This is a genomic window from Methylophilus sp. Leaf414 (genome assembly GCF_001425425.1).
Classification (GTDB): domain Bacteria; phylum Pseudomonadota; class Gammaproteobacteria; order Burkholderiales; family Methylophilaceae; genus Methylophilus.
The window spans coordinates 164,245-184,008 of record NZ_LMQQ01000004.1 but is presented as its reverse complement, the minus strand read 5'-3'; the positions used below and the strand labels follow the sequence as shown (position 1 = coordinate 184,008).

At 50.3% G+C, this 19,764-nt stretch carries 14 protein-coding genes; 3 read left to right on the top strand and 11 right to left on the bottom strand.

Annotated features, from left to right (window positions below; all coding sequences use genetic code 11):
- Position 1: 1 nt before the first annotated feature.
- Entirely contained in the window at positions 2-2,293 is a 2,292-nt protein-coding gene (gene metE / locus ASG24_RS09880) for a 5-methyltetrahydropteroyltriglutamate--homocysteine S-methyltransferase (RefSeq protein WP_055870843.1), read from the bottom strand.
- Between the two features lie 106 nt (positions 2,294-2,399).
- Between metE and ASG24_RS09875 the strand changes: the two genes are divergently transcribed.
- Positions 2,400-3,284, top strand: a complete 885-nt coding sequence (locus tag ASG24_RS09875) for a LysR family transcriptional regulator (RefSeq protein ID WP_055870840.1) — start codon at positions 2,400-2,402, stop codon at positions 3,282-3,284.
- A 6-nt stretch (positions 3,285-3,290) separates the two neighbouring features.
- Here the strand turns inward: ASG24_RS09875 and hflX are convergent, their stop codons facing one another.
- The 10 genes from hflX to ASG24_RS09825 form a co-directional block, all read right to left on the bottom strand.
- Entirely contained in the window at positions 3,291-4,631 is a 1,341-nt protein-coding gene (hflX, locus tag ASG24_RS09870) for a GTPase HflX (protein WP_055870836.1), read from the bottom strand.
- A gap of 214 nt (positions 4,632-4,845) precedes the next feature.
- Complete coding sequence (locus ASG24_RS14715; protein WP_162241163.1) at positions 4,846-5,016, bottom strand: hypothetical protein; 171 nt, start codon at positions 5,014-5,016, stop codon at positions 4,846-4,848.
- A gap of 8 nt (positions 5,017-5,024) precedes the next feature.
- A complete protein-coding gene (locus tag ASG24_RS09860) occupies positions 5,025-6,158 on the bottom strand; it encodes a PepSY domain-containing protein (RefSeq protein ID WP_055870830.1) in 1,134 nt (377 codons plus the stop codon).
- A gap of 35 nt (positions 6,159-6,193) precedes the next feature.
- The gene (locus ASG24_RS09855) at positions 6,194-8,638 is read right to left on the bottom strand and encodes a TonB-dependent receptor (protein ID WP_055870827.1); all 2,445 of its coding nucleotides are present in this window, start codon (positions 8,636-8,638) and stop codon (positions 6,194-6,196) included.
- A gap of 97 nt (positions 8,639-8,735) precedes the next feature.
- Positions 8,736-9,704 carry a FecR domain-containing protein gene (locus tag ASG24_RS09850; protein ID WP_055870823.1) on the bottom strand — a complete coding sequence of 323 codons (969 nt, stop codon included), beginning with the start codon at positions 9,702-9,704 and terminating at the stop codon, positions 8,736-8,738.
- Positions 9,701-10,198 carry a sigma-70 family RNA polymerase sigma factor gene (locus ASG24_RS09845; RefSeq protein ID WP_055870820.1) on the bottom strand — a complete coding sequence of 166 codons (498 nt, stop codon included), beginning with the start codon at positions 10,196-10,198 and terminating at the stop codon, positions 9,701-9,703. The genes ASG24_RS09850 and ASG24_RS09845 overlap by 4 nt, the downstream gene beginning before the upstream one ends.
- A 321-nt stretch (positions 10,199-10,519) precedes the next feature.
- Positions 10,520-11,083, bottom strand: coding sequence for a PEP-CTERM sorting domain-containing protein (locus ASG24_RS09840; RefSeq protein WP_055870817.1), 564 nt, complete (start codon positions 11,081-11,083; stop codon positions 10,520-10,522).
- A gap of 226 nt (positions 11,084-11,309) precedes the next feature.
- Positions 11,310-12,704: an efflux transporter outer membrane subunit gene (locus ASG24_RS09835; protein WP_055870815.1), complete on the bottom strand. Its 1,395-nt coding sequence runs from the start codon at positions 12,702-12,704 to the stop codon at positions 11,310-11,312.
- Positions 12,694-15,804 carry a multidrug efflux RND transporter permease subunit gene (locus ASG24_RS09830; RefSeq protein ID WP_055870812.1) on the bottom strand — a complete coding sequence of 1,037 codons (3,111 nt, stop codon included), beginning with the start codon at positions 15,802-15,804 and terminating at the stop codon, positions 12,694-12,696. The genes ASG24_RS09835 and ASG24_RS09830 overlap by 11 nt, the downstream gene beginning before the upstream one ends.
- Positions 15,801-16,985 (bottom strand): efflux RND transporter periplasmic adaptor subunit, encoded by a 1,185-nt coding sequence (locus ASG24_RS09825; RefSeq protein WP_055870808.1) that lies wholly within the window; start codon positions 16,983-16,985, stop codon positions 15,801-15,803. The genes ASG24_RS09830 and ASG24_RS09825 overlap by 4 nt, the downstream gene beginning before the upstream one ends.
- 121 nt (positions 16,986-17,106) lie before the next feature.
- On the opposite strand from ASG24_RS09825, the gene ASG24_RS09820 reads away from it, so the two are divergent.
- On the top strand, positions 17,107-17,703 hold the full coding sequence (locus ASG24_RS09820) for a TetR family transcriptional regulator (RefSeq protein ID WP_055872024.1): 597 nt from the start codon (positions 17,107-17,109) through the stop codon (positions 17,701-17,703).
- Positions 17,704-17,914: 211 nt separating this feature from the next.
- Positions 17,915-19,612: a YbaL family putative K(+) efflux transporter gene (ybaL, locus tag ASG24_RS09815; RefSeq protein ID WP_055829729.1), complete on the top strand. Its 1,698-nt coding sequence runs from the start codon at positions 17,915-17,917 to the stop codon at positions 19,610-19,612.
- Positions 19,613-19,764: the final 152 nt, after the last annotated feature.

The following is a 19,764-nucleotide window of genomic DNA, read 5'->3' as shown; positions in this document are numbered from 1 at the left end:
ACTAAGCGTTTGCCCGCAACGTTTTAGCCGCTGCCACCATATTCTTCAGCGCCGGCAACACTTCCGCCCATTGGCGTGTTTTCAAGCCGCAATCCGGATTGACCCATAAACGCTCCGCAGGTATACGCTCGGCGGCCTTTTGCATCAACTGCACAATATGTGCCTCGCTAGGGATATTCGGTGAGTGGATATCGTAAACGCCAGGCCCGATCTCGTTCGGGTAGTTGAAGCCATCAAATGCATCCAACAGCTCCATATCTGAACGCGAGGTTTCAATGGTAATCACATCGGCATCCATGTCTGCAATCGATTGGATGATATCGTTGAATTCCGAATAACACATATGGGTATGAATCTGTGTTTCATCGGCGACGCCATTGGCGGTGATGCGAAATGACTCCACTGCCCATTGCAGGTATTCATTCCATTGCGACTTGCGCAATGGCAACCCTTCCCGCAAAGCCGCTTCGTCGATCTGGATCACACTGATGCCGGCTTTTTCCAGGTCCAGCACTTCCTGGCGTATTGCCAATGCCAGCTGGTAGCATGAGACAGAACGCGGCTGGTCATCGCGTACAAATGACCAGTTCAGTATCGTCACCGGGCCGGTCAGCATGCCTTTCATCGGTTTGTTGGTCAGTGATTGGGCATACTTGATCCATTCCACGGTCATCGCTTGAGGACGACTGATATCACCAAACAAAATAGGTGGTTTCACACAACGTGAACCGTAAGACTGCACCCAGCCGAACTGGCTAAACGCATAGCCATCCAGCTGCTCACCGAAATATTCCACCATGTCATTGCGCTCGGCTTCGCCATGCACCAATACGTCCAGCCCCAGGGTTTCCTGTTCTTTGACGCTACGGGCAATTTCAACTTCCATGGCTTTTTTGTAGCCAGCCTCATCCAGGCGCCCTGCCTTGAACTCACTGCGGGCATGACGAATCTCAGCAGTTTGCGGGAAAGAACCAATGGTGGTGGTCGGGTATTTAGGCAGCTTGAGCAATGCCGCCTGTTTGGCCGCACGTTGCGCATAAGCACTCTTGCGCTGACCTAATCGTGGCGTCAGTTTTTGCAACGCAGCTTTCACCAGCGGAAGATGGACGCGTTGTGAACTGCGACGTGCTTCAATCGCGGCCTGATTGTCTGCCAACTGGTCTTTGACTGCGGCTCGACCATGATTCAAGGCGGTAGCCAGAATATTTAATTCTTGCAGTTTCTGGGTGGCAAACGCCAGCCAGGATTTAATCTCGCTATCCAGCTTTTGCTCACTCTCCAGATCCACAGGGACATGCAACAAAGAACAAGAAGGCGCCAACCACAAGCGGTCACCGAGGCGTTCTGCAATCGGTTCCATCCAGTCCAGTGTGGCATTCAAATCCGTTTTCCAGATATTGCGCCCATTGATGACGCCGACTGAAAGCACTTTATGCGCAGGCAACATGCCAATCAAAGACACGACTTCACTACGTGCGTTGATGGCGTCCATATGCAGGCCAGCCACCGGCAAATTGGCGGCCAGGTATTGGTTATCGGCAAGTTGGCCAAAGTAAGTGGCGACCATCAACTTGACGCGGCAGCTCTTTAACTGGTGGTAGGCTAGGTTAAATGCATGCTGCCATTCCGCATCCAGCTCGGTTACCAGGAGTGGTTCGTCAATCTGCACCCATTCCACATCTTGCGCGGCCAATGTCTCCAGCAACTCTGTATACACTTGCAGCAATTGTGGCAACAAGGCTAGCCGGTTTGAGTCATCCTTGACTTTACCAATCGCCAGGTAAGTCACAGGGCCAACCAGCACTGGTTTCGCTTTGACGTTTTGCGCTTTAGCTTCGGCTAATTGTTCGAGCAGACGAGTCGCATCCAGCTTGAATTGGGTCTCAGCGGTGAATTCAGGCACGATATAGTGGTAGTTGGTATCAAACCACTTGGTCATTTCCCCGGCAGTAACCCCGCCGCAGCAATGTGCATGCTCTTCGCCAGACGCTGTGGAACGGCCACGCGCGACACGGAAGTAATTATCCAGTTGGTCGCCATGAAAGTCCTGCACACGTGCTGGCAAATTACCCAGGGTAAAACTCATGTCCAGCACCTGGTCATAAAATGCAAAGTCACCTACAGGCGCTAAATCCAAACTAGCCTGCAACGCCCAGTTACCCTGGCGTAAATCTTTGCCGATCTGCTTTAAAGCCTCTAGTGAAGACTGCCCTTTCCAGTACGCCTCAAGGGCAAATTTCAGTTCACGTTTTGCGCCTATGCGCGGAAATCCTAGATTGTGTGTGGTGACCATGGTTGTCTCGCCTGTAATCGTTAAGAACACGCATTCTAGAAAACACAATCTATGAAGTAAAATGGTATTATTTCAACTATCGATTAATTTTATTCATACATAAACGATGATTGAACGTATCCATTTGGCGATTATTCGTGAGGTTGAACGGCAAGGCTCGCTGACAGCAGCGGCTGAAAAATTATTTCTCACGCAATCTGCTCTGAGCCACTCCATCAAAAAACTGGAGCAGCAACTGGGCACGGATATCTGGCTACGCGAGGGTCGCAGTTTGCGCCTGACCCAGGCCGGGCAATATATGCTGGCCGTTGCCAACCGTTTGCTGCCACAGTTATCGCTGGCCGAAGAGCGCCTGCGCCAGTTTGCCCAGGGAGAGCGTGGCACCTTACGCATAGGTATGGAATGCCATCCTTGCTACCAGTGGTTGCTGAAAGTAGTGTCACCCTACCTGGCCGACTGGCCGGATGTGGATGTGGACGTAAAACAGAAGTTCCAGTTTGGTGGCATAGGCGCGTTGTTTGGCTACGAGATCGATATGCTGGTCACGCCGGACCCGTTATACAAACCTGGCCTGGTATTTCAACCGGTATTTGATTATGAACAAGTGCTAGTGGTGAATCATCAGCATCCATTGGCAAAATCGGCCTATGTCGTGCCTGAACAGTTAAGCAACGAAACGCTGATCACCTACCCGGTCGAGATAGACCGGCTGGATATCTATAACCAGTTTCTGCAACCGGCGGGCATCAGCCCGCACGTGCATAAACCGATTGAAACCACTGACATCATGCTGCAAATGGTGGCCAGTGGCCGTGGGGTAGCCGCTTTACCGCGCTGGCTGGTGGAGGAATATCAAAGCAGGTTTGATGTGACGCCGGTGAAACTAGGCAAACAGGGCATCGCCAAACAGATCTACCTGGGTATCCGCGAGACCGATACCCAGATTGATTATGTGCAGGCGTTTATTGAATTGGCTCAGGGTCGGAAGTGACTGTCATCACTCTAACTGTGTTAACTGTTCACGCAGGCTATCGATATCGTTGACTTCGCCACGCACAGTGAAAAAAGTGCCGTCATCCTCCGAGCGCTCTCTCACTACCTGACAGGTACTGTAAATTTTGCCGCGCAGTTGTTGTGCTGACCAGGGCACAAAAATCTCGGCTTCAACCAGGTCCTGCTGGAAGAAGTCGACCAGCTTCTGGCGGAGCGCCGCCACTTCATCCGGGCGGCGGGCACTCATCACTATGCAATCCGGGTATTTCAGGCGCAGGGCAGCCTCGCACTCGGCTTGCGCCGTGGCATCGCCAACATAGTCTATCTTGTTAAACACCCTGATACGCGGCACATCGTCCGCTTCGATTTCTTCCAGTACTTTATCTGTCACTTCAAGCTGGCGCTCAAAGCCGGGATCGCTTGCATCAATCACATGCAGCAGCAATGACGCATCCAGCGCCTCATCCAGCGTGGACTTGAAAGAGGCGACCAGGCCATGCGGCAGGTTCTTGATAAAGCCGACCGTATCACTGACCAGCACGCGTGGCACACTCTCGGGGTACAGGGCCCGCACCGTGGTGTCCAGTGTGGCGAAAAGCTTATTCGCCACCAGCACCTCGCTGCCAGTGAGTGCGCGCATCAAGGTAGATTTACCGGCGTTGGTATAACCGACCAGGGCGACACTCGCCATCGTCTGGCGCTCCTGACGGCGGGCGCGTTGTGTCCTGCGCTCGCCATCCATCACGATAATTTCCTGCTGCAGATCGGCAATGCGGTCGCGAATCTTGCGCCTGTCCAGCTCGGTGTGCGACTCACCTGCCCCGCGGCCACCCGCCCCACTGCGCTGACGGCCTTGTGGACCAGCCAGTTTCGCTGCCTCGCGCAAACGTGGCGCCATATAGCCAAGACGGGCAATCTCTACCTGGGCGCGTGCGGCGCGTGAGCGGGCATTGCGATGAAAGATTTCGAGGATGACCATGGTGCGATCCATCACCTCGCAGCCCACTTCAATTTCCAGGTTACGCGCCTGGGCCGGCGAAATTTCGTGGTCAACCAGGACGGCCTCAATAGTGGGTAACTGGGCATCCAGCGACTGAGATTCATCCTCGGTAGACTCAATGCTGACGTAATCACGAATTTCCTCGCGCTTACCTATCCCAAGATAGCCGGTGGTATCAAAGCTGGTGCGCTTTTGCACAAATGTGTTTACGATTTTGTAGCCCAGCGTTTTTGCCAGTTCGCGCAGCTCGTTCAAAGAGGCTTCAAACTCGATATCACTCACATTGGGTAGCTGAACAGCCGCAACTACGGCGTATCTGATGGGCTCTTTTACTTCACTTTGCATTAGGGAGTTTTATCTCTTGGATTGGTGAGGGTAGATAGTACCTTTAAATGCAAGCTGCACCACTATGCAGACTTAGATAAAGTCTGAAAGACTGAATCTCATGTGTATGTTTTGACAGGCAAAAAACAGGAATTGTTAAGCTCATTCACTTGAAAGCATGCAATATAAACGATGAAACAAAAAAGACGCGTGATCATCGCGTCTTTTTTGAGTCTCATTTGATTAGCCAATAATAACCAATCATCAACAATGGGATAGCTATTGCAACCCACGAGAGCCAGTGCCAGATACCTGTCCCTAATAATGCGGACAGCAACCCGAATGCCGTCAGTATTGCGAGCAACATCGGCCAACCCCATATACCGACAAAGCGCTTATTCATCATGTCTCCTGTTAAACCCGTTGCGCATGCTTCTGCTCCAGTTCGCTTATCCGTTGCTCGGTATGCTGTCGCCGTTTGATCCATAGATACAAGCCGCTACCCAGTACCACAATCGTCACCAGGTCCAATAAGGTCCACAGCACTTTCAGCGGCAAGCCACCATAATCACCAAAATGCAGTGGTTGCGAAAGCAGCAGGGTTTTCACATACCAGGGCATTTCCCTGGTATCGGTTAATTTTGCAGTTTGCGCATCCACCAAGGCTGGGCGCAGTAAACGTGAAGTGACAGGCGTATTGCCTTTCATAAATACCGTGTAATGATGCGGGCTGGAAAACATACTGCCCGGAAATGCGACAAAGCTGACATGCATATCCGGAACCGCTTTTTTGGCGGTCTCTATTGAGTCCTGCAGGGAACCCAATTGGGTGGGCGGCGGCAGCCCTTTGTAAGGCGCAATCATTTCTGCCATTTGGTCACTTTGCCAGACAAAAATAACAATCTGGCTCAGGGTATTAATTGTGCCAGTCAGCCCCACTACCAATGCCCAGATCAAGGTAGCCACACCCAGCAGGTTATGGATATCCAGCCATTTGAGCCTGGCCTGTTTCTCCCGACGAATAGTGCCGAAGTCCAGTCGCCGCATAAACGGGTGATAGAGCACAATACCCGAAACGATTGCGGCCACGAACAGCAACCCCATCAATCCTAAAAACAGCATACCGGGCATGCCGGCAAACATATCCACATGTAATTTCAGCATGACATACATAAAACCACGCTCAGGTGGCGGTGCATCAAGCACTTTGGCCGTGCGGGTATCTATGAGCACGATATTGGAATCATCCGGGGAGGCATCCATCGTTTTCGCCATGGAAACCAAGGTCACATTCGGGTGCTCATCCTGTTCCCAGAACATGAAACGGATCACATCCTGAGGCCGCTGCTTTCTCGCAGCCTCGGCCACTTTGTCCAGGCTGATATTGGGCGTGTTTTCCGGCATGGCTGGGGCTTCCACCACGCCAACCAAATGCTCGATTTCTTCATGAAAGATCAAAGGCAACCCAGTGATGCACAGCATCAGTAAAAATGCTGTGCAAATCAGGCTGGTCCACTTGTGAATCAGATACCACTTGCGGATAGTCATAAGATTACTTTTTTATCTAACCTATCGCCGAGTGACTAAAAATCAGCCGTTGCCGACAGCAACAAAGTACGTGGCATGCCGAGATAGAGATAACCTTCATTGGAAGTATTCCAGTAATCGCGGTTAAACAGGTTTTCGATATTGGCTCGTAACGTCACAGGCGTGTCATTCAACTTAGCTTTATAACGGGCGCCTATATCAAACCGAGTGATACTTGGGATGGAAAGATTATTAGCCTGATCCACGTATTGCTTGCTGGTGTAGATGACCTTGGAAGTCAATGTCAAACCACTGGCAGCCACTGGATCCCATTCGCCACCCAGGCTTACTTGCCAGTCAGGCACGCCAATTGCAGTATTGCCATTTAAAACACTATCCTGATTTTTAACCAGCTCACCGTGTGTATAGGCGCCACCGCCTAGCAAGCGTAGACCATCAGCAACTTCGCCAAAGACATTGAACTCCACACCACGATTTCTCTGTTCACCGCTCACACTGAAAGTATTATTTACAGTGACCGCGCTAGGACGTTCAATTTCAAACACACTGACTGTCGTTGCAATTTTGCCCCAGTCCATTTTGACGCCGGCTTCTTTTTGTTTGGTTTTATAGGGAGAGAATGTTTGCCCGGCATTGGTGGTACCAACTGGTGCGACCTGGCCCTGACTTAAGCCTTCAATATAGTTGGCATACAAAGAGACGCGTTCCCATGGCTTAAAGACGATGCCAGCCACTGGCGTGAGTGCACCCTGACTATATTTGGCTCCTGCCTTGTTTCCAAGGGGAAGGTTATACGCCTGTTGCTCTACGCTCTGATGCCTTGCACCTAGTGTGATTTGGAGTGTTTCGTCCAGGAAAGATAGTGTATCTGCTAAGGCATAACTGGTCAGCGATGTTGCACCAAACCTAACCATGTTGTCATTCAGGCCTGAGGTGCTTGGTGTGCTGATATACACCGGTGCAAAAATATTGTTGTCGATATTGCCGGAGACAGGCACGAAATGAATATTAGTGTTTTGGTTCACCTTGGTGACACCAGCACTGACTTGATGACCCACCGGGCCTGTGCTGAATTTGACGCGGCTACCGGCCTCAAAGGATTCTGACTTCACCTCAAACAGTTGCCACATGGCTGTAGAGTTAAAGTTACCATTAGCACTCGTCAGCACAGGGTTGCCTGCTACTGCATCCATCTGGCTATTACGGCTACCAACACCTGCATATACCATGATTGCATCAGTGATGTCATACTCACCTCGCAATACCATGGAGAGGTCTTTCATTTGCGAGCGTCCGTATCCTGGGTAATTGAGTTTGTTATCTGGCGCTCTTGGCATGCTGGTTAATCCAACATCTACAGTAAACTGGCGGACTACTTTATTAATCGTCTCCTGCTGATTAATGAAATCAGCCGTGACACGTAAACGTTCGCCGCGATAATCCAGCGCCAGGCTGCCCATAAACTCTTCCAGCCTCTGTTGATCAATGGTGGTATCCCCTTTGCGATACATGCCATTCAAACGCACACCAAATGCATTGTTTTCACCAAAGCGACGACCAAGATCAGCAGTCCCGCCAAATACGGAATCACCCATATAAGTCACGCCGAAACGGCTTAACGCCTCATCAGCTGCACGTTTGGGAACAATATTGATACTGCCGCCGACGTTACCGCTGGGTGGCATGCCATTGAGTAAAGCGCTTGGGCCTTTCAGCACTTCAACGCGCTCGGCCATTTCAACAGGCACTCTGAAGTACGGCATTAACCCATACATGCCATTTAATGCAATATCCTGACTGGCTACCGTGAAGCCGCGGATGGAAAAGTCTTCATTGATATTGGTACGTGCACTGGTCTGCCGGACTGAAGGATCGTTTTGCAGCACATCACCAATACTGCGTGCCTGCTGATTAGCGATAACCTCTTCAGTGTAGTTAGTGACATTAAACGGAACATCCATAAAATCGCGTTGCCCCAATATGCCCGCCTTACCCTGACGTGCTACTTGCGACCCGGCATAGACTTTATTTTCTTCCTTCACTTTTGCATCAGCCACTACCACCTCAGGTAATGTATCCACGCTGCTGGAAGATGCGGGTAATGGTTGTACAGCCTTCTGTAATTTATAGCTACCATTCTCCTGCGTGACTGCTTGCAGGCCACTGCCTCCTAGGATGGCATTCAAGCCTGGCAATACTTCATATTGCCCATGCAATCCGCGGCTTTGCTTGCCTTGGGTTAACTTGGCATCAATCACCAGCAATATGCCAGTTTGTTTGGCATAGGTGTTCAGCACCTGATCCAAAGATGCAGGCGCAATATCGAATGACTGGACGGCGGTATTCGCATGTTGCGATACTTCTGCATAGGCGCGTGGCATATAAGCCATAGACACCATACCGGAGAGCAATAGTAAACCAGCTAGCTGGCGGAGTCGGAACACAGGCAATTTCGCCTGATGTTGAACTGAGTGGGACATGGAAATTTCCTCGTTGAAAAAGTAGTCTTCTCTCCTATCCCGAACGAGAAAATAAAAATGCTACACCTGAAGCAGTATTTTTTTCATCGAGTCACATTTAAGTGGCATGTACAGTTACCCAATATCTGGAAAAATAATCTATCCGCAATGGCAAAGCCTGTAATAAAGATTGCAATACCCTGTCCGTATCCAGCAAGGGGAACACACCGGAAACCACCATATTGGCCACGACCTGATCATAGCGAATCACACCGGAACGGTAACGGTTGAGCTCATCCAGGAAAGCACCCAGGCGCATTTGCTCTGCCACCAGTTGCCCATCGAGCCAGGCGCTTTCATTAGTGTTGGGCGATAAAGCAGTCACAGCATCATTGGAGAATCCGGCCTGCTGGCCACTGGCAATCACCAGGCTATACATCTCATTTTCCGGTCTCAACTTTACTTGCCCCTGATGCACAGCTACCCTGGTTTCATGCGGTTTGAGTCGGACATTGAATTGTGTACCCAGTGCCTGGGCAGTGCCATGTCGCGTTTGTACCAAGAACGGCCTCGCCTGACTCGCATCTGGCGCGGTGCTGATATAAATTTCCCCCTGGTGCAAGATGAGTCTACGCTCATGGTCACTGTAGGCGATATCCACTGACGTTGCTGTATTCATCACCAACTGGCTGCCATCAGCCAGCACAACTTTTTCTTGCTGGCCGGTATGCGTACGGTAATCGGCAGCCAGCGTTTGCCAGCTTTCACTCTTACGTACGATAGGCACTGTGCCACCCGTTACAGCAGCCAGCCCCAGCAACTGCAGCAATCGGCGTCTTTTGGCCGAATGGATCTTTTCTTTTAGTAACTCAACCGCGCGGTCAGGCACTAATTGCAGCTTTTTCTGCATCACGCCGATTTCACGCCAGGCCTGTTGATTCACATCACTCGAAGTCAGCCACTCCTCAAACAATTGCTGCTCATCGGCAGTCACTTCGCCAGACCACAATACGACCTGCCACTCCAATGCCTGTTGCTGGGCATGTGCATAATCAGCTGAGGGATTCATGGCACGCGGTCGGCTCATACCAACTCCATACAGGCTTGTGTGGCTTTCAGCATATATTTACGAACGGCGGCTACAGAAATACCTAGTCGATTAGCAATTTCACTGTAGGTAAGATGCTCGAAGCGTGAAAGGATAAACGTCTCGCGTACATTTGAAGGCAATTGATCCAGCACTTTGTCGAACTGGATCAAAGTTTGCAACACTATCACTTGCTGCTCGGGGGATGGCGTCTCAACTGCTGGCAATTGCATCAGCCATTCCTGATAAGCCAATTCCAGACGCTGACGTCGGTAAAGATCAATCATCAAACCTTTGGCTATTTGCGTGAGATAAGCACGGGACTGCTCTGGCAACGGCTTTTTATCTGAAACAATTAACCGCAGGAAGGTATCTTGTGCAAGATCCGCCGCAGTATGGTGACAGGACATTTTTTTTCGCAACCAGGCTTTCAACCAGCGATGATGAGTGCTATACAAATGGTGAAATTGCTGTTGTACAGCTGGGTCTGGCATTGACATAATGGATTATTAATAAGAATCATTATCAATGATACCTAACGTATATAAACCCGACAATAGCAAACCCTGTGTAACTTAATACAAGCCCATAAATATTGCGTTACTGGAAAAAAAACCTGATGTTTATTAACAAATTTTCCGTAATATCCTCGTAATGACCTTACTCCTAAAAACAGAAAGCGATTTGACGGTCATGTCCAGTCCAGCGTTCGTGAAAAGATATGTCTGATAAATGCTAAACCTAAGTTTGTGCTTTAATAAAAAATAAAAAAAAAGCCCATCACATTGTGACGGGCTTTTTATATGCAGATCGAACTATGAACGACGGCGAGCTGCGATCAACCCCAAAAGACCCAAGCCAGCAAGGAAGCTTGCGCTAGTTACTGGTTCTGGTACTGGTGTAAGTGCTGCTGCCACATCCGGACCACCGCCTACTAACTGAAAGCTGCCTGAATACAGGCCGTTTGTTGTGTAAGCCGTGACAATGCCACCTATGAAATCAACACCTGTAGCACCATAAGAGCCATTCAAGGCTGAATCTGGATCCCATTTGAAGCTGAATGTCTCAAAAGTATTGAAACTTGTGAAATCAAAACCGAAAACGGAACCGCTACCGAAGAATGTAGCTGTGCCGCCTGATGGATTCGTCACGGATGTTGGGGTTCCATCGATGATCAGACTACTTCCATCCGCTGTTATAGTATTACTGAAATCAAAAACGATTTTGGTGATTTCGTAGCTTGAACCATTGAAACCACCAGTTTCGATATTGAATCCATCGCCACCGGGTTCTGTCACAAAAATAGAAGCCGCAGCAAAAGCCTGCGAGCATCCGAAAGCCAAGCTTAATGCAACTGCAAATTTACTAAGTTGTTTCATATGGGTCTCCTCAATTAGAAATAATAAGAACTTCAAAAAACGCTTAAAAAACTGGGAAATCGCCCTGAAACTATATTATTTATATTTTCTAATATTTGATTTGAATATACATTCATCAATGAAATTTGCAATTAACTTTCCATTGTTGCAAATGAATTCAGGTGAAAATTTTTGTTAACTCAACACTTAACGCAAGATTAAATATCTCCACTGACTTTTCTATCTTTTAATTGCCACCAAGCGCTTTATACAGGCTCACTTGATTCTGTAGTGCCAGCTGCCTGATTTGCAATGCCTGTGCCTGCGCATCCAACACACTACGTTGGGCATCCAATAATTCCAAATAGGTCACCAGCCCCTGATCCAGTTTGCGTTTGACCAGTTGCAGGCGACTGCTTTCCAGGTCATTCAAGCGAGTCCTAGCGGCGGACTCTTCTTCAATTGCGGTGCGAGTAGAGAGCACATCCATCACTTCTTTAAATGCAGTCTGTATGGTTTTTTCATAATTAACGACTTCGATGTGCTGGCGCGCTTCTGCCAGGTTCAGGTTGGCTTTGTTTCTGCCGTAGTTAAAGATCGGGATCACCAGTTGCGGACTGAATGCCCAGTAATTGCTGCCGGTCTGGGTAAACAGTTTGGAAAAGTCAGAATTGACCAGGCCGACGTTGGTGGTCAGTTGCAGACGCGGATAAAACGCAGCCCGGGCAGCAGCGATATTGGCATTAGCGGCTTTCAACTGATGCTCGGCTGCGCGGATATCGGCTCTTCTGGTTAACAGCATTGAAGGCAATCCGGCCGGTGTGGTACATAGCCTGAGTGCTTCCAGTGGCTTGACGGTCAACGCCGTGCGCTGTGAGGGTTCGCCTAACAATAAATAAAGCGCATTCTTGGTGGTTTCCAGTTGACGTTGCCATTGCGCATATTGCGCCTGCACTTGCTCTACCTGAATCTGTGCGGCTTTCACATCAAGTATCTGGTCTAAGCCTGCATCAAAACGGCGTTGGGTGCGCTGCAAGGTCTGTTTTCTGTCATCCAGCGTTTGCTGCGCCAGTTTGAGTTGCGCGTGTATGCTTAACAGGTTGACGTATTGCGTGGCGATTTCGGTGACGAGTGACGCCTGTATCGCCTGCCTGTTTTCCGCGACAGCCAGATATTGTTCCAGTGCGGCCTGAGATAAACTTTTGACACGACCGAATATATCCACTTCGTACTCGGAGATACCAACGCCTACCCGGAATAACTCTGCTTCAAAGGCCTGGCTGGAACTGAATACGGTTCTGCTGCGGTCGTAAGCGAGGTTGCCTTGTATGGTTGGTAACCGGTCGGCTTTCTGGATGCCGTAAGTGGCTTTGGCCTCATCCATACGCAACACCGCCGTTTTCAGGTCGCGGTTATGCTCTAAAGCTACCTGAATCAGCTTTTGTAAATCGGTATCCGGGAAGTAACTTTGCCAGGTTAATGGCGGCACCTCGGTCACGGCATCACTGGCGGGTTGTCCGGGATATGCTTCAGGCACCGGTGCTGCGGGCCTGAAATATTCAGGGACCAGCGAGCAGCTGCTGAGCACGACCACCAGCGCAATGCCTGCTGCCAGTTGGCCTTTGATACGACTACACTTCATGGGACACCTTTTGTTGAGTTTCCGGCTTGCGCATCCAGCGCCCGACCACCATAAAAAACAAGGGAACAAAAAAGATAGCCAGCAAGGTGGCAGTGATAATACCGCCGAGCACGCTGGTACCGATGGCCACCTGGGCACCAGATGCTGCACCGGTAGAGAAAGCCAGCGGGATCACGCCAACCCCAAACGCCAGAGATGTCATGACAATCGGACGTAAACGCTCTTTGGCGGCCAGCAGGCTGGCCTCAATTAATGGCATGCCCTGCAATACGTGTTCACGCGCAAATTCCACAATCAGGATGGCGTTCTTCGCAGAGAGGCCTATGGTAGCAATCAGGCCCACTTTGAAATAAATGTCATTCGGCAATCCGCGTATGGTTACACCTAATACGGCGCCCAATACCCCCAAAGGCACTACCAGCATCACCGCGAACGGGATCGCCCAGCTTTCATACAAGGCAGCCAGCACCAGGAACACCACCAGGATAGATAAACCGAACAACAAAGCGGCCTGGCTGCCGGATTGCTTTTCTTCCAGCGATTGACCGGCCCATTCAAAGCCTATGCCTTTGCCCAGGCCCTGCACTACCGTCTCAACTTTTTTCATGGCATCGCCACTGCTGTAACCAGGCGCCGGCCCGCCATTGATATTAAAGGAAGGAAAACCGTTAAAACGGGTGCGTTGCGGCGTGCCCATGGCCCAATCCAGCGTCATGATGGAAGAAAGCGGTACCAGGCTGCCATCCGCCGCTTTCAGGCGGATTTTCTTGATATCTTCCAGCGTCTGGCGTTGTTTGCCATCAGCCTGAATCAGTACCCGGCGCACCTGGTTGCCATAGACAAAATCCCCCAGGTAATTGGATCCCAACAGCGTCGCCAGCGTCTCATTGATCTCATCCAGCGACACCCCCAGCGCATTGGCTTTAGTGCGGTTAAGTTGCATATTAACCACCGGTGTATCGTACAAACCTGCGAACAAAACATTGGCTAATTCAGGATGTTTGGCCGATTCGGAAATCAGTTGGTCACGCGCTTTCATCAGCGTTTCTATGCCGACACTCGCCCGGTCCACCAGCTTGAGGTCAAATCCGCCTACGCTACCCAACTCAGGCAACGGTGGCGCATTCATGGCGAAAATCGTCAAGTTGGGGCGGCCATAGAAATGCTGGTTGACGCGGTTGACGATTGCCTGCACCTGCTGTTCAGCCTCAGGCCGCTCTGCCCAGTCTTTGAGCGTGATAAACAGCATGCCGCTATTGGTGCTCGTACCGTAAAAGCTGAAGCCGCTGACTTCAAAAATAATATCCACCGGTTCGTTCTTCTGGATATAGCTGCTCATATCGCCCAGCACTTGTGCGGTTTCCGCCAGGGTCGCACCTTGTGGCAATGACACCATCACCATAAAGTTTCCCTGGTCTTCTTCCGGCAGGAAAGCGCCTGGCAACCGCATAAACAACCAGCCGACCAAGGTCACAATCAGTGTGAATACTACCAGCCAGCGCAATGGTTTTTTGAGCAAGCCGCCAGTCAATCGCGTATAGCGCTCGGTCAAGTGTTGAAAGCTGCGGTTAAACCAGACAAAGAAACCGGCTTTTGCCCCGGATTCATGGCGTAACAAGGTCACGCACAACGCAGGCGTCAGCGACAATGCGAGGAATGCAGAGAAACTGATCGAGACGGATAATGCCAGCGAAAACTGGCGGTAGATATTACCCACAGCACCGCTGAAAAATGCCATCGGGATAAACACCGATACCAGCACTGCAGTAATCCCAACCACTGCGCCACTGATCTGCGACATGGCTTTCACGGTAGCATCGTAGGGTGACAAGCCTTCATCAACAATCAGGCGTTCTACGTTTTCCACCACCACAATCGCGTCATCGACCAGGATACCAATCGCCAGCACCACACCAAACATCGTGAGTACATTAATCGAGTAACCCAGCCAGTACATCACGGCAAACGTACCCATCAGCGCAATCGGCACCACAATGGTCGGGATCAGCGTTGCGCGCAGGTTTTGCATAAATAGGTACATGACCAAAAACACCAGCACCACCGCCTCAATCAGCGTCTGGATCACTTTTTTGATCGAAATAGATACAAAGGCAGAGGAGTCATACGACAGCTGGAACACTACATTCGGCGGGAAGTATGGCTGCATCTGTTCCATGGCAACCTTCACTCGCTTGATCGTTTCTACCGCATTTGAACCCGGTGCCAGTTTGATCGCCATACCGGCTGCATTCTTACCATTCACTTTTGAGCTGTAGGTATAGTCGCTGCTGCCCATTTCGACGCGCGCGACGTCCTTGACCAGCAACGCTGAGCCGTCCGGCTGCGTGCGGATAGGCACATTGGCGAAATCTTCCGCGGTTTTAAGCGTGGCATCTGCTTCCAGTGACACACTGAGTGGCGTGCCATCCGGCACACCGCTGGCACCCACCTGGCCCAGGGTCAGGCGGGTATTGTAACTACGCAAAACATTGGAAATTTCCGACACGCTAACATTCAGGCCTGCCATCTTCTGCGGGTCAGGCCAGATACGCATGGCATATTCCGGGCTGAAAGATTGCACCTTACCCACGCCCTGCACGCGTTTAAGCGTAGGCATCACAGTGGCAGAAGACAACTCTCCAAGGTCAATTTCGCTGTAGCGGTTATCTTCAGAAGTCAGCGACACAATCAGCTGGAAGCTGTCAGCAGATTTTTCGACCATGATGCCGCTACGGCGGACGATTTCCGGCAAGCGCACTTCCACACTCTTGAGGCGGTTCTGTACATCCACCGCCGCCAGGTCAGGGTTGGTGCCCTGGCGGAATGTCACGCTGATGGACGCCATGCCCACATTGCTGGTGGCCGATACATACATCAGGCCTGGCATACCATTCATCTCGCGCTCAATAATCGAGGTGACGGTTTCTTCGACCACTTTCGCTGACGCGCCGGGATAAGTCGCCGCGATATTGACCACTGGCGGTGCGATGTCAGGATATTGTGCAATCGGCAATTGTTTAATCGCCAGGATACCGGCCAGCACAATCAGGATAGCGATCACCCATGCAAATATCGGGCGATCAATAAAGAATCTGCTCATGAAGCGGCTTTCGTTGTTTTTTCGGTGGTGTCGCTTTTGCTAGCGTCTTTATCATTTACGCCGACCACTTTCGGTGTCACTTTTGTACCCGCCACTTGTGTAGCCGCATTGGTGATCACTACCTTTTCGCCGGGTTGCAAGCCCTGCTCAATCACCCATTGTTTGCCCGACAGGCTGCCGGTTTGCACTTCACGTGATTCAAGCGCTTGCTGTGCATTCACTACCCAAACCCTTGCTGAAAACTGATCTCGAAGCAAGGCATCACGCGGGATCAAAATAGCTTTCGGGTTTGTTGCCTGGCGTATCTTCAGGCGCACATACGCGCCTGGCATCAACTCTTGCTGCGGGTTTTCAAAAATGGCGCGCATCACCACTGAGTCTGTGGTCTGGTTGACAGACACATCCGAGAATGACAGTTTTCCAGCGCTTGGGTAAGCTGATCCGTCTGGAAGAATCAATTCGATTTTAAATTTGCCATCGCTACCCTTGAGTTGCCCGTCCCGCAGTGCTTTGCGCAAGGCAAATACTTCAGAAGAGGATTGCGCGAAGTTCACGTAGACCGGATTTACCTGCTCCACCGTGGTCATATGCGTGGCTTCATCCTTCCCCACCAGCGCACCTTCAGTCACCAGCGCACGTCTTGCCACCCCATCAATAGGTGCTGCCACATTGGCATAGCCAACATCCAGTTTGGCGCGATTGAGTTTGGCATGGGCAGCAGCCACTTCGGCTTTTGCCAGCTGCACTTCGGCTTGCGCCGCACGAAAATCGCGCTGGCTCACCGATTGGTCGCTCACTAATGCCTGGTAGCGTTGCAATTTGTCATTGGCATTCACCAGGTTGGCTTCTGTCCTGGCTAACTCAGCTTCGGCTTCCAGCTTGGAAGCCTGTAATTGTTCGGGATTCAGCGCAAACAAGATTGTCCCGGCTTTGACAACTTGCCCTTCGTGGTACAAACGCTTGGCGACAATACCGGTGACGCGTGCCCGTACTTCAGCAATCCGGAAAGCCTCTACCCGACCTGGCAGCTCCACTTCCGTAGGTATTTCTGTATATTGCACCTGAACCACCTCAACTTCGGGCGCGCCAGTCTTGTCAACGGCTGCCTCTTCAGTTTTGCTGCAGGCAGCCAAAAACAATAATAAAAACAAGGAAATGGATACTGAACGGAATAGCGACATACACATGCCTTAAATGCGGATTGCCTCCATTCTATCCGCTGCCATTTAATTAATCAATCGTGACTGATTAATTATTTTTTGCTATGATGAAGCCATTCATTTCTTAAGCATGTCATTAGCCATGGCCAGAAAAACCAAAGAGGATGCCCAAAAAACCCGCGACCAGATTATGGATGCTGCGGAAACCGTGTTTTACAGCAAGGGATTTACGCTCACCACCATGTCAGACATTGCGGAATCCGCCGCACTTTCGCGCGGTGCCGTCTATGGCCATTACAAAAGCAAGCTGGAACTGGCAACTGCAATGGCTGAACGCGTGATTGAACAAGTCGCACCTTTTCATGGGGATGAAAACCTGAGCCCTCTACTCAATCTGAAACACTATTGCCTGCAGGAAATCCGCAGTTACATTGAACCCAGCTCTATACAGAAAGTATTGTTTTTTCTGTATGTCGGCATTGATGATTCGCCTGAACTATTGCAACACCGCTATGCGTGGGAAAAAAAACGGATTACACAGATTAATGCTTTACTCAAACAAGCGATCACTGTTGGCGAGTTGAAACCAGATGCAGATTTCGAGCTGATGAGCCTGTATTGTCAATCTATCATTGAAGGGGTATTCAGCATTGTGCATTTTGGCAATTTGCCGGAAACACAACGCTGGCATAAAGCCGAACAGCTATGTGAATATGGCCTTCAACGGCTTTCGACCTAGAAAAACAGGCATTGTCTGGATATGCAAATGGGCTGGTTTTTCATGCATTAAACATTGACGACTGGCCTTGGCTTCCTGCAAGATAAGGGTTGAATCCATTTATGTAAATTTATAAATGTTCAACTTTTTAGTATGAACATGGTCATTCATTCAACTTATAAAAACAGCTTTTACAAAACCTAATCAATCTGCCAGAAGAAAAACACGCCTTATGGATCACAACCTTTCCCTCATTACTACCATTGCCGCAGCCTTTGCGCTTTCGCTGATTTTTGGATTAATTGCCGAAAAACTAAAATTACCGGCCCTGATTGGTTATTTATTTGCCGGAATATTAATCGGACCGGCTACACCCGGCTTCGTGGCAGATATTGAAATCGCATCTCAATTGTCAGAGTTAGGCGTCATGCTGCTGATGTTTGGCGTCGGCTTGCATTTCTCCATCCAGGATCTGATGTCAGTCAAGCGGATTGCCTTGCCCGGCGCACTCGTACAAATGGCATTGGCCACCCTGCTGGGCATGTTGGTCGCCCATTATTGGGGCTGGAGCGTGGGTCATGGCCTGGTGTTCGGCTTATCCCTTTCGTGCGCCAGTACCGTGGTGTTACTGAAGGCCTTGGAATCCAGACGCATCCTCGAAAGCATGAACGGCAAAATTGCCGTAGGCTGGCTGGTGGTGGAAGATATGATTACCGTGCTGGTACTGGTGTTGATGCCCGCACTGGCTGGCGCATTAGGCGGTCAGGGTGAGGTTGCCAATGCCGGTGCCATTTGGGAAACCATAGGCATGACTATGCTGGAAATTGCCGGTTTTGTCGCAGTCATGCTGGTGGTTGGCCGACGTGTATTGCCATGGCTTTTGTGGTATGTCGCAGGCACTGGTTCACGTGAATTATTTACCCTAACCGTGATCGCAGTTGCGATTGGTGTTGCCTTTTTTGCATCGTCCTTATTTAACGTCTCTTTTGCGCTGGGGGCATTCTTTGCCGGTATGATCATGCGCGAATCAGAATACAGTCATCGCGCGGCAGAAGATTCCCTGCCATTCCGCGATGCATTCGCAGTCCTGTTCTTTGTGGCTGTCGGGATGCTGTTTGACCCAAGCATCCTGATCAAGCAACCGTACCAGGTGCTGGCCGTAGTGGGCATTATTGTGGTCGGTAAATCGCTGGCAGCGGTTGCTATCGTACTTGCGCTTCGCTATCCGTTGAATACCGCCTTAACTGTTGCTGCCAGCCTGGCGCAAATTGGTGAATTTTCGTTCATTCTGGCAGGGCTGGGCGTTTCGCTGGGCTTACTCTCCCAGGACGCAATGAGCCTGGTACTGGCAGGGGCATTGATTTCAATTGCACTTAATCCGTTAGTGTTTGCCTCGATCAAACCGTTTGCCAACTGGGTGGTGAATAAGTCTGATGTCGCGCGTCGCCTTTCCCAACGCATAGACCCCTACGGCGAATTACCAATGACTACCGAAAGAAAATTCCTGGAAGGCCAGGTGGTACTCGTGGGTTATGGCCGTGTTGGTAAACGCATTGCCATGTCATTGGAAGCTTCCAGCATCCCATTTGTGGTGGCTGAGCAAAACCGGGAACTGGTAGAAAAACTGCGTAAAAAAGGCCAGCCTGCGGTATCAGGTAATGCAGCTGACCCCATGGTACTGATACAGGCTCACATTGCTAACGCTGCCATGCTGATTATTGCCACGCCGGACTCCATGGATATCCGTAAAATTGTCGATATCGCCAAGCAGTTGAAGCCCGATATCGAAGTGGTGATCCGCACGCATCACGAAGACGAATACCAGCGCCTGCAAAAAGAAGTCGGCGATACGGTATTTTTTGGTGAGGAAGAATTGGCCAAAGGTATGTCAGCACACGTGCTAAAACGCTTTGAACGCCATGTACTCTGATACGCGTATAAAAACTAAAGTCCGGGCGGCAATTTACGTCAAATAACGCATAGCTGTTTGCCACACCGCCGCTTAAACTAGCTTCACGAATGAAGACTGCCGTTACAGGCACCTGACATATTTCTCACGCCGTCAACAGAGCCGGCGATGAG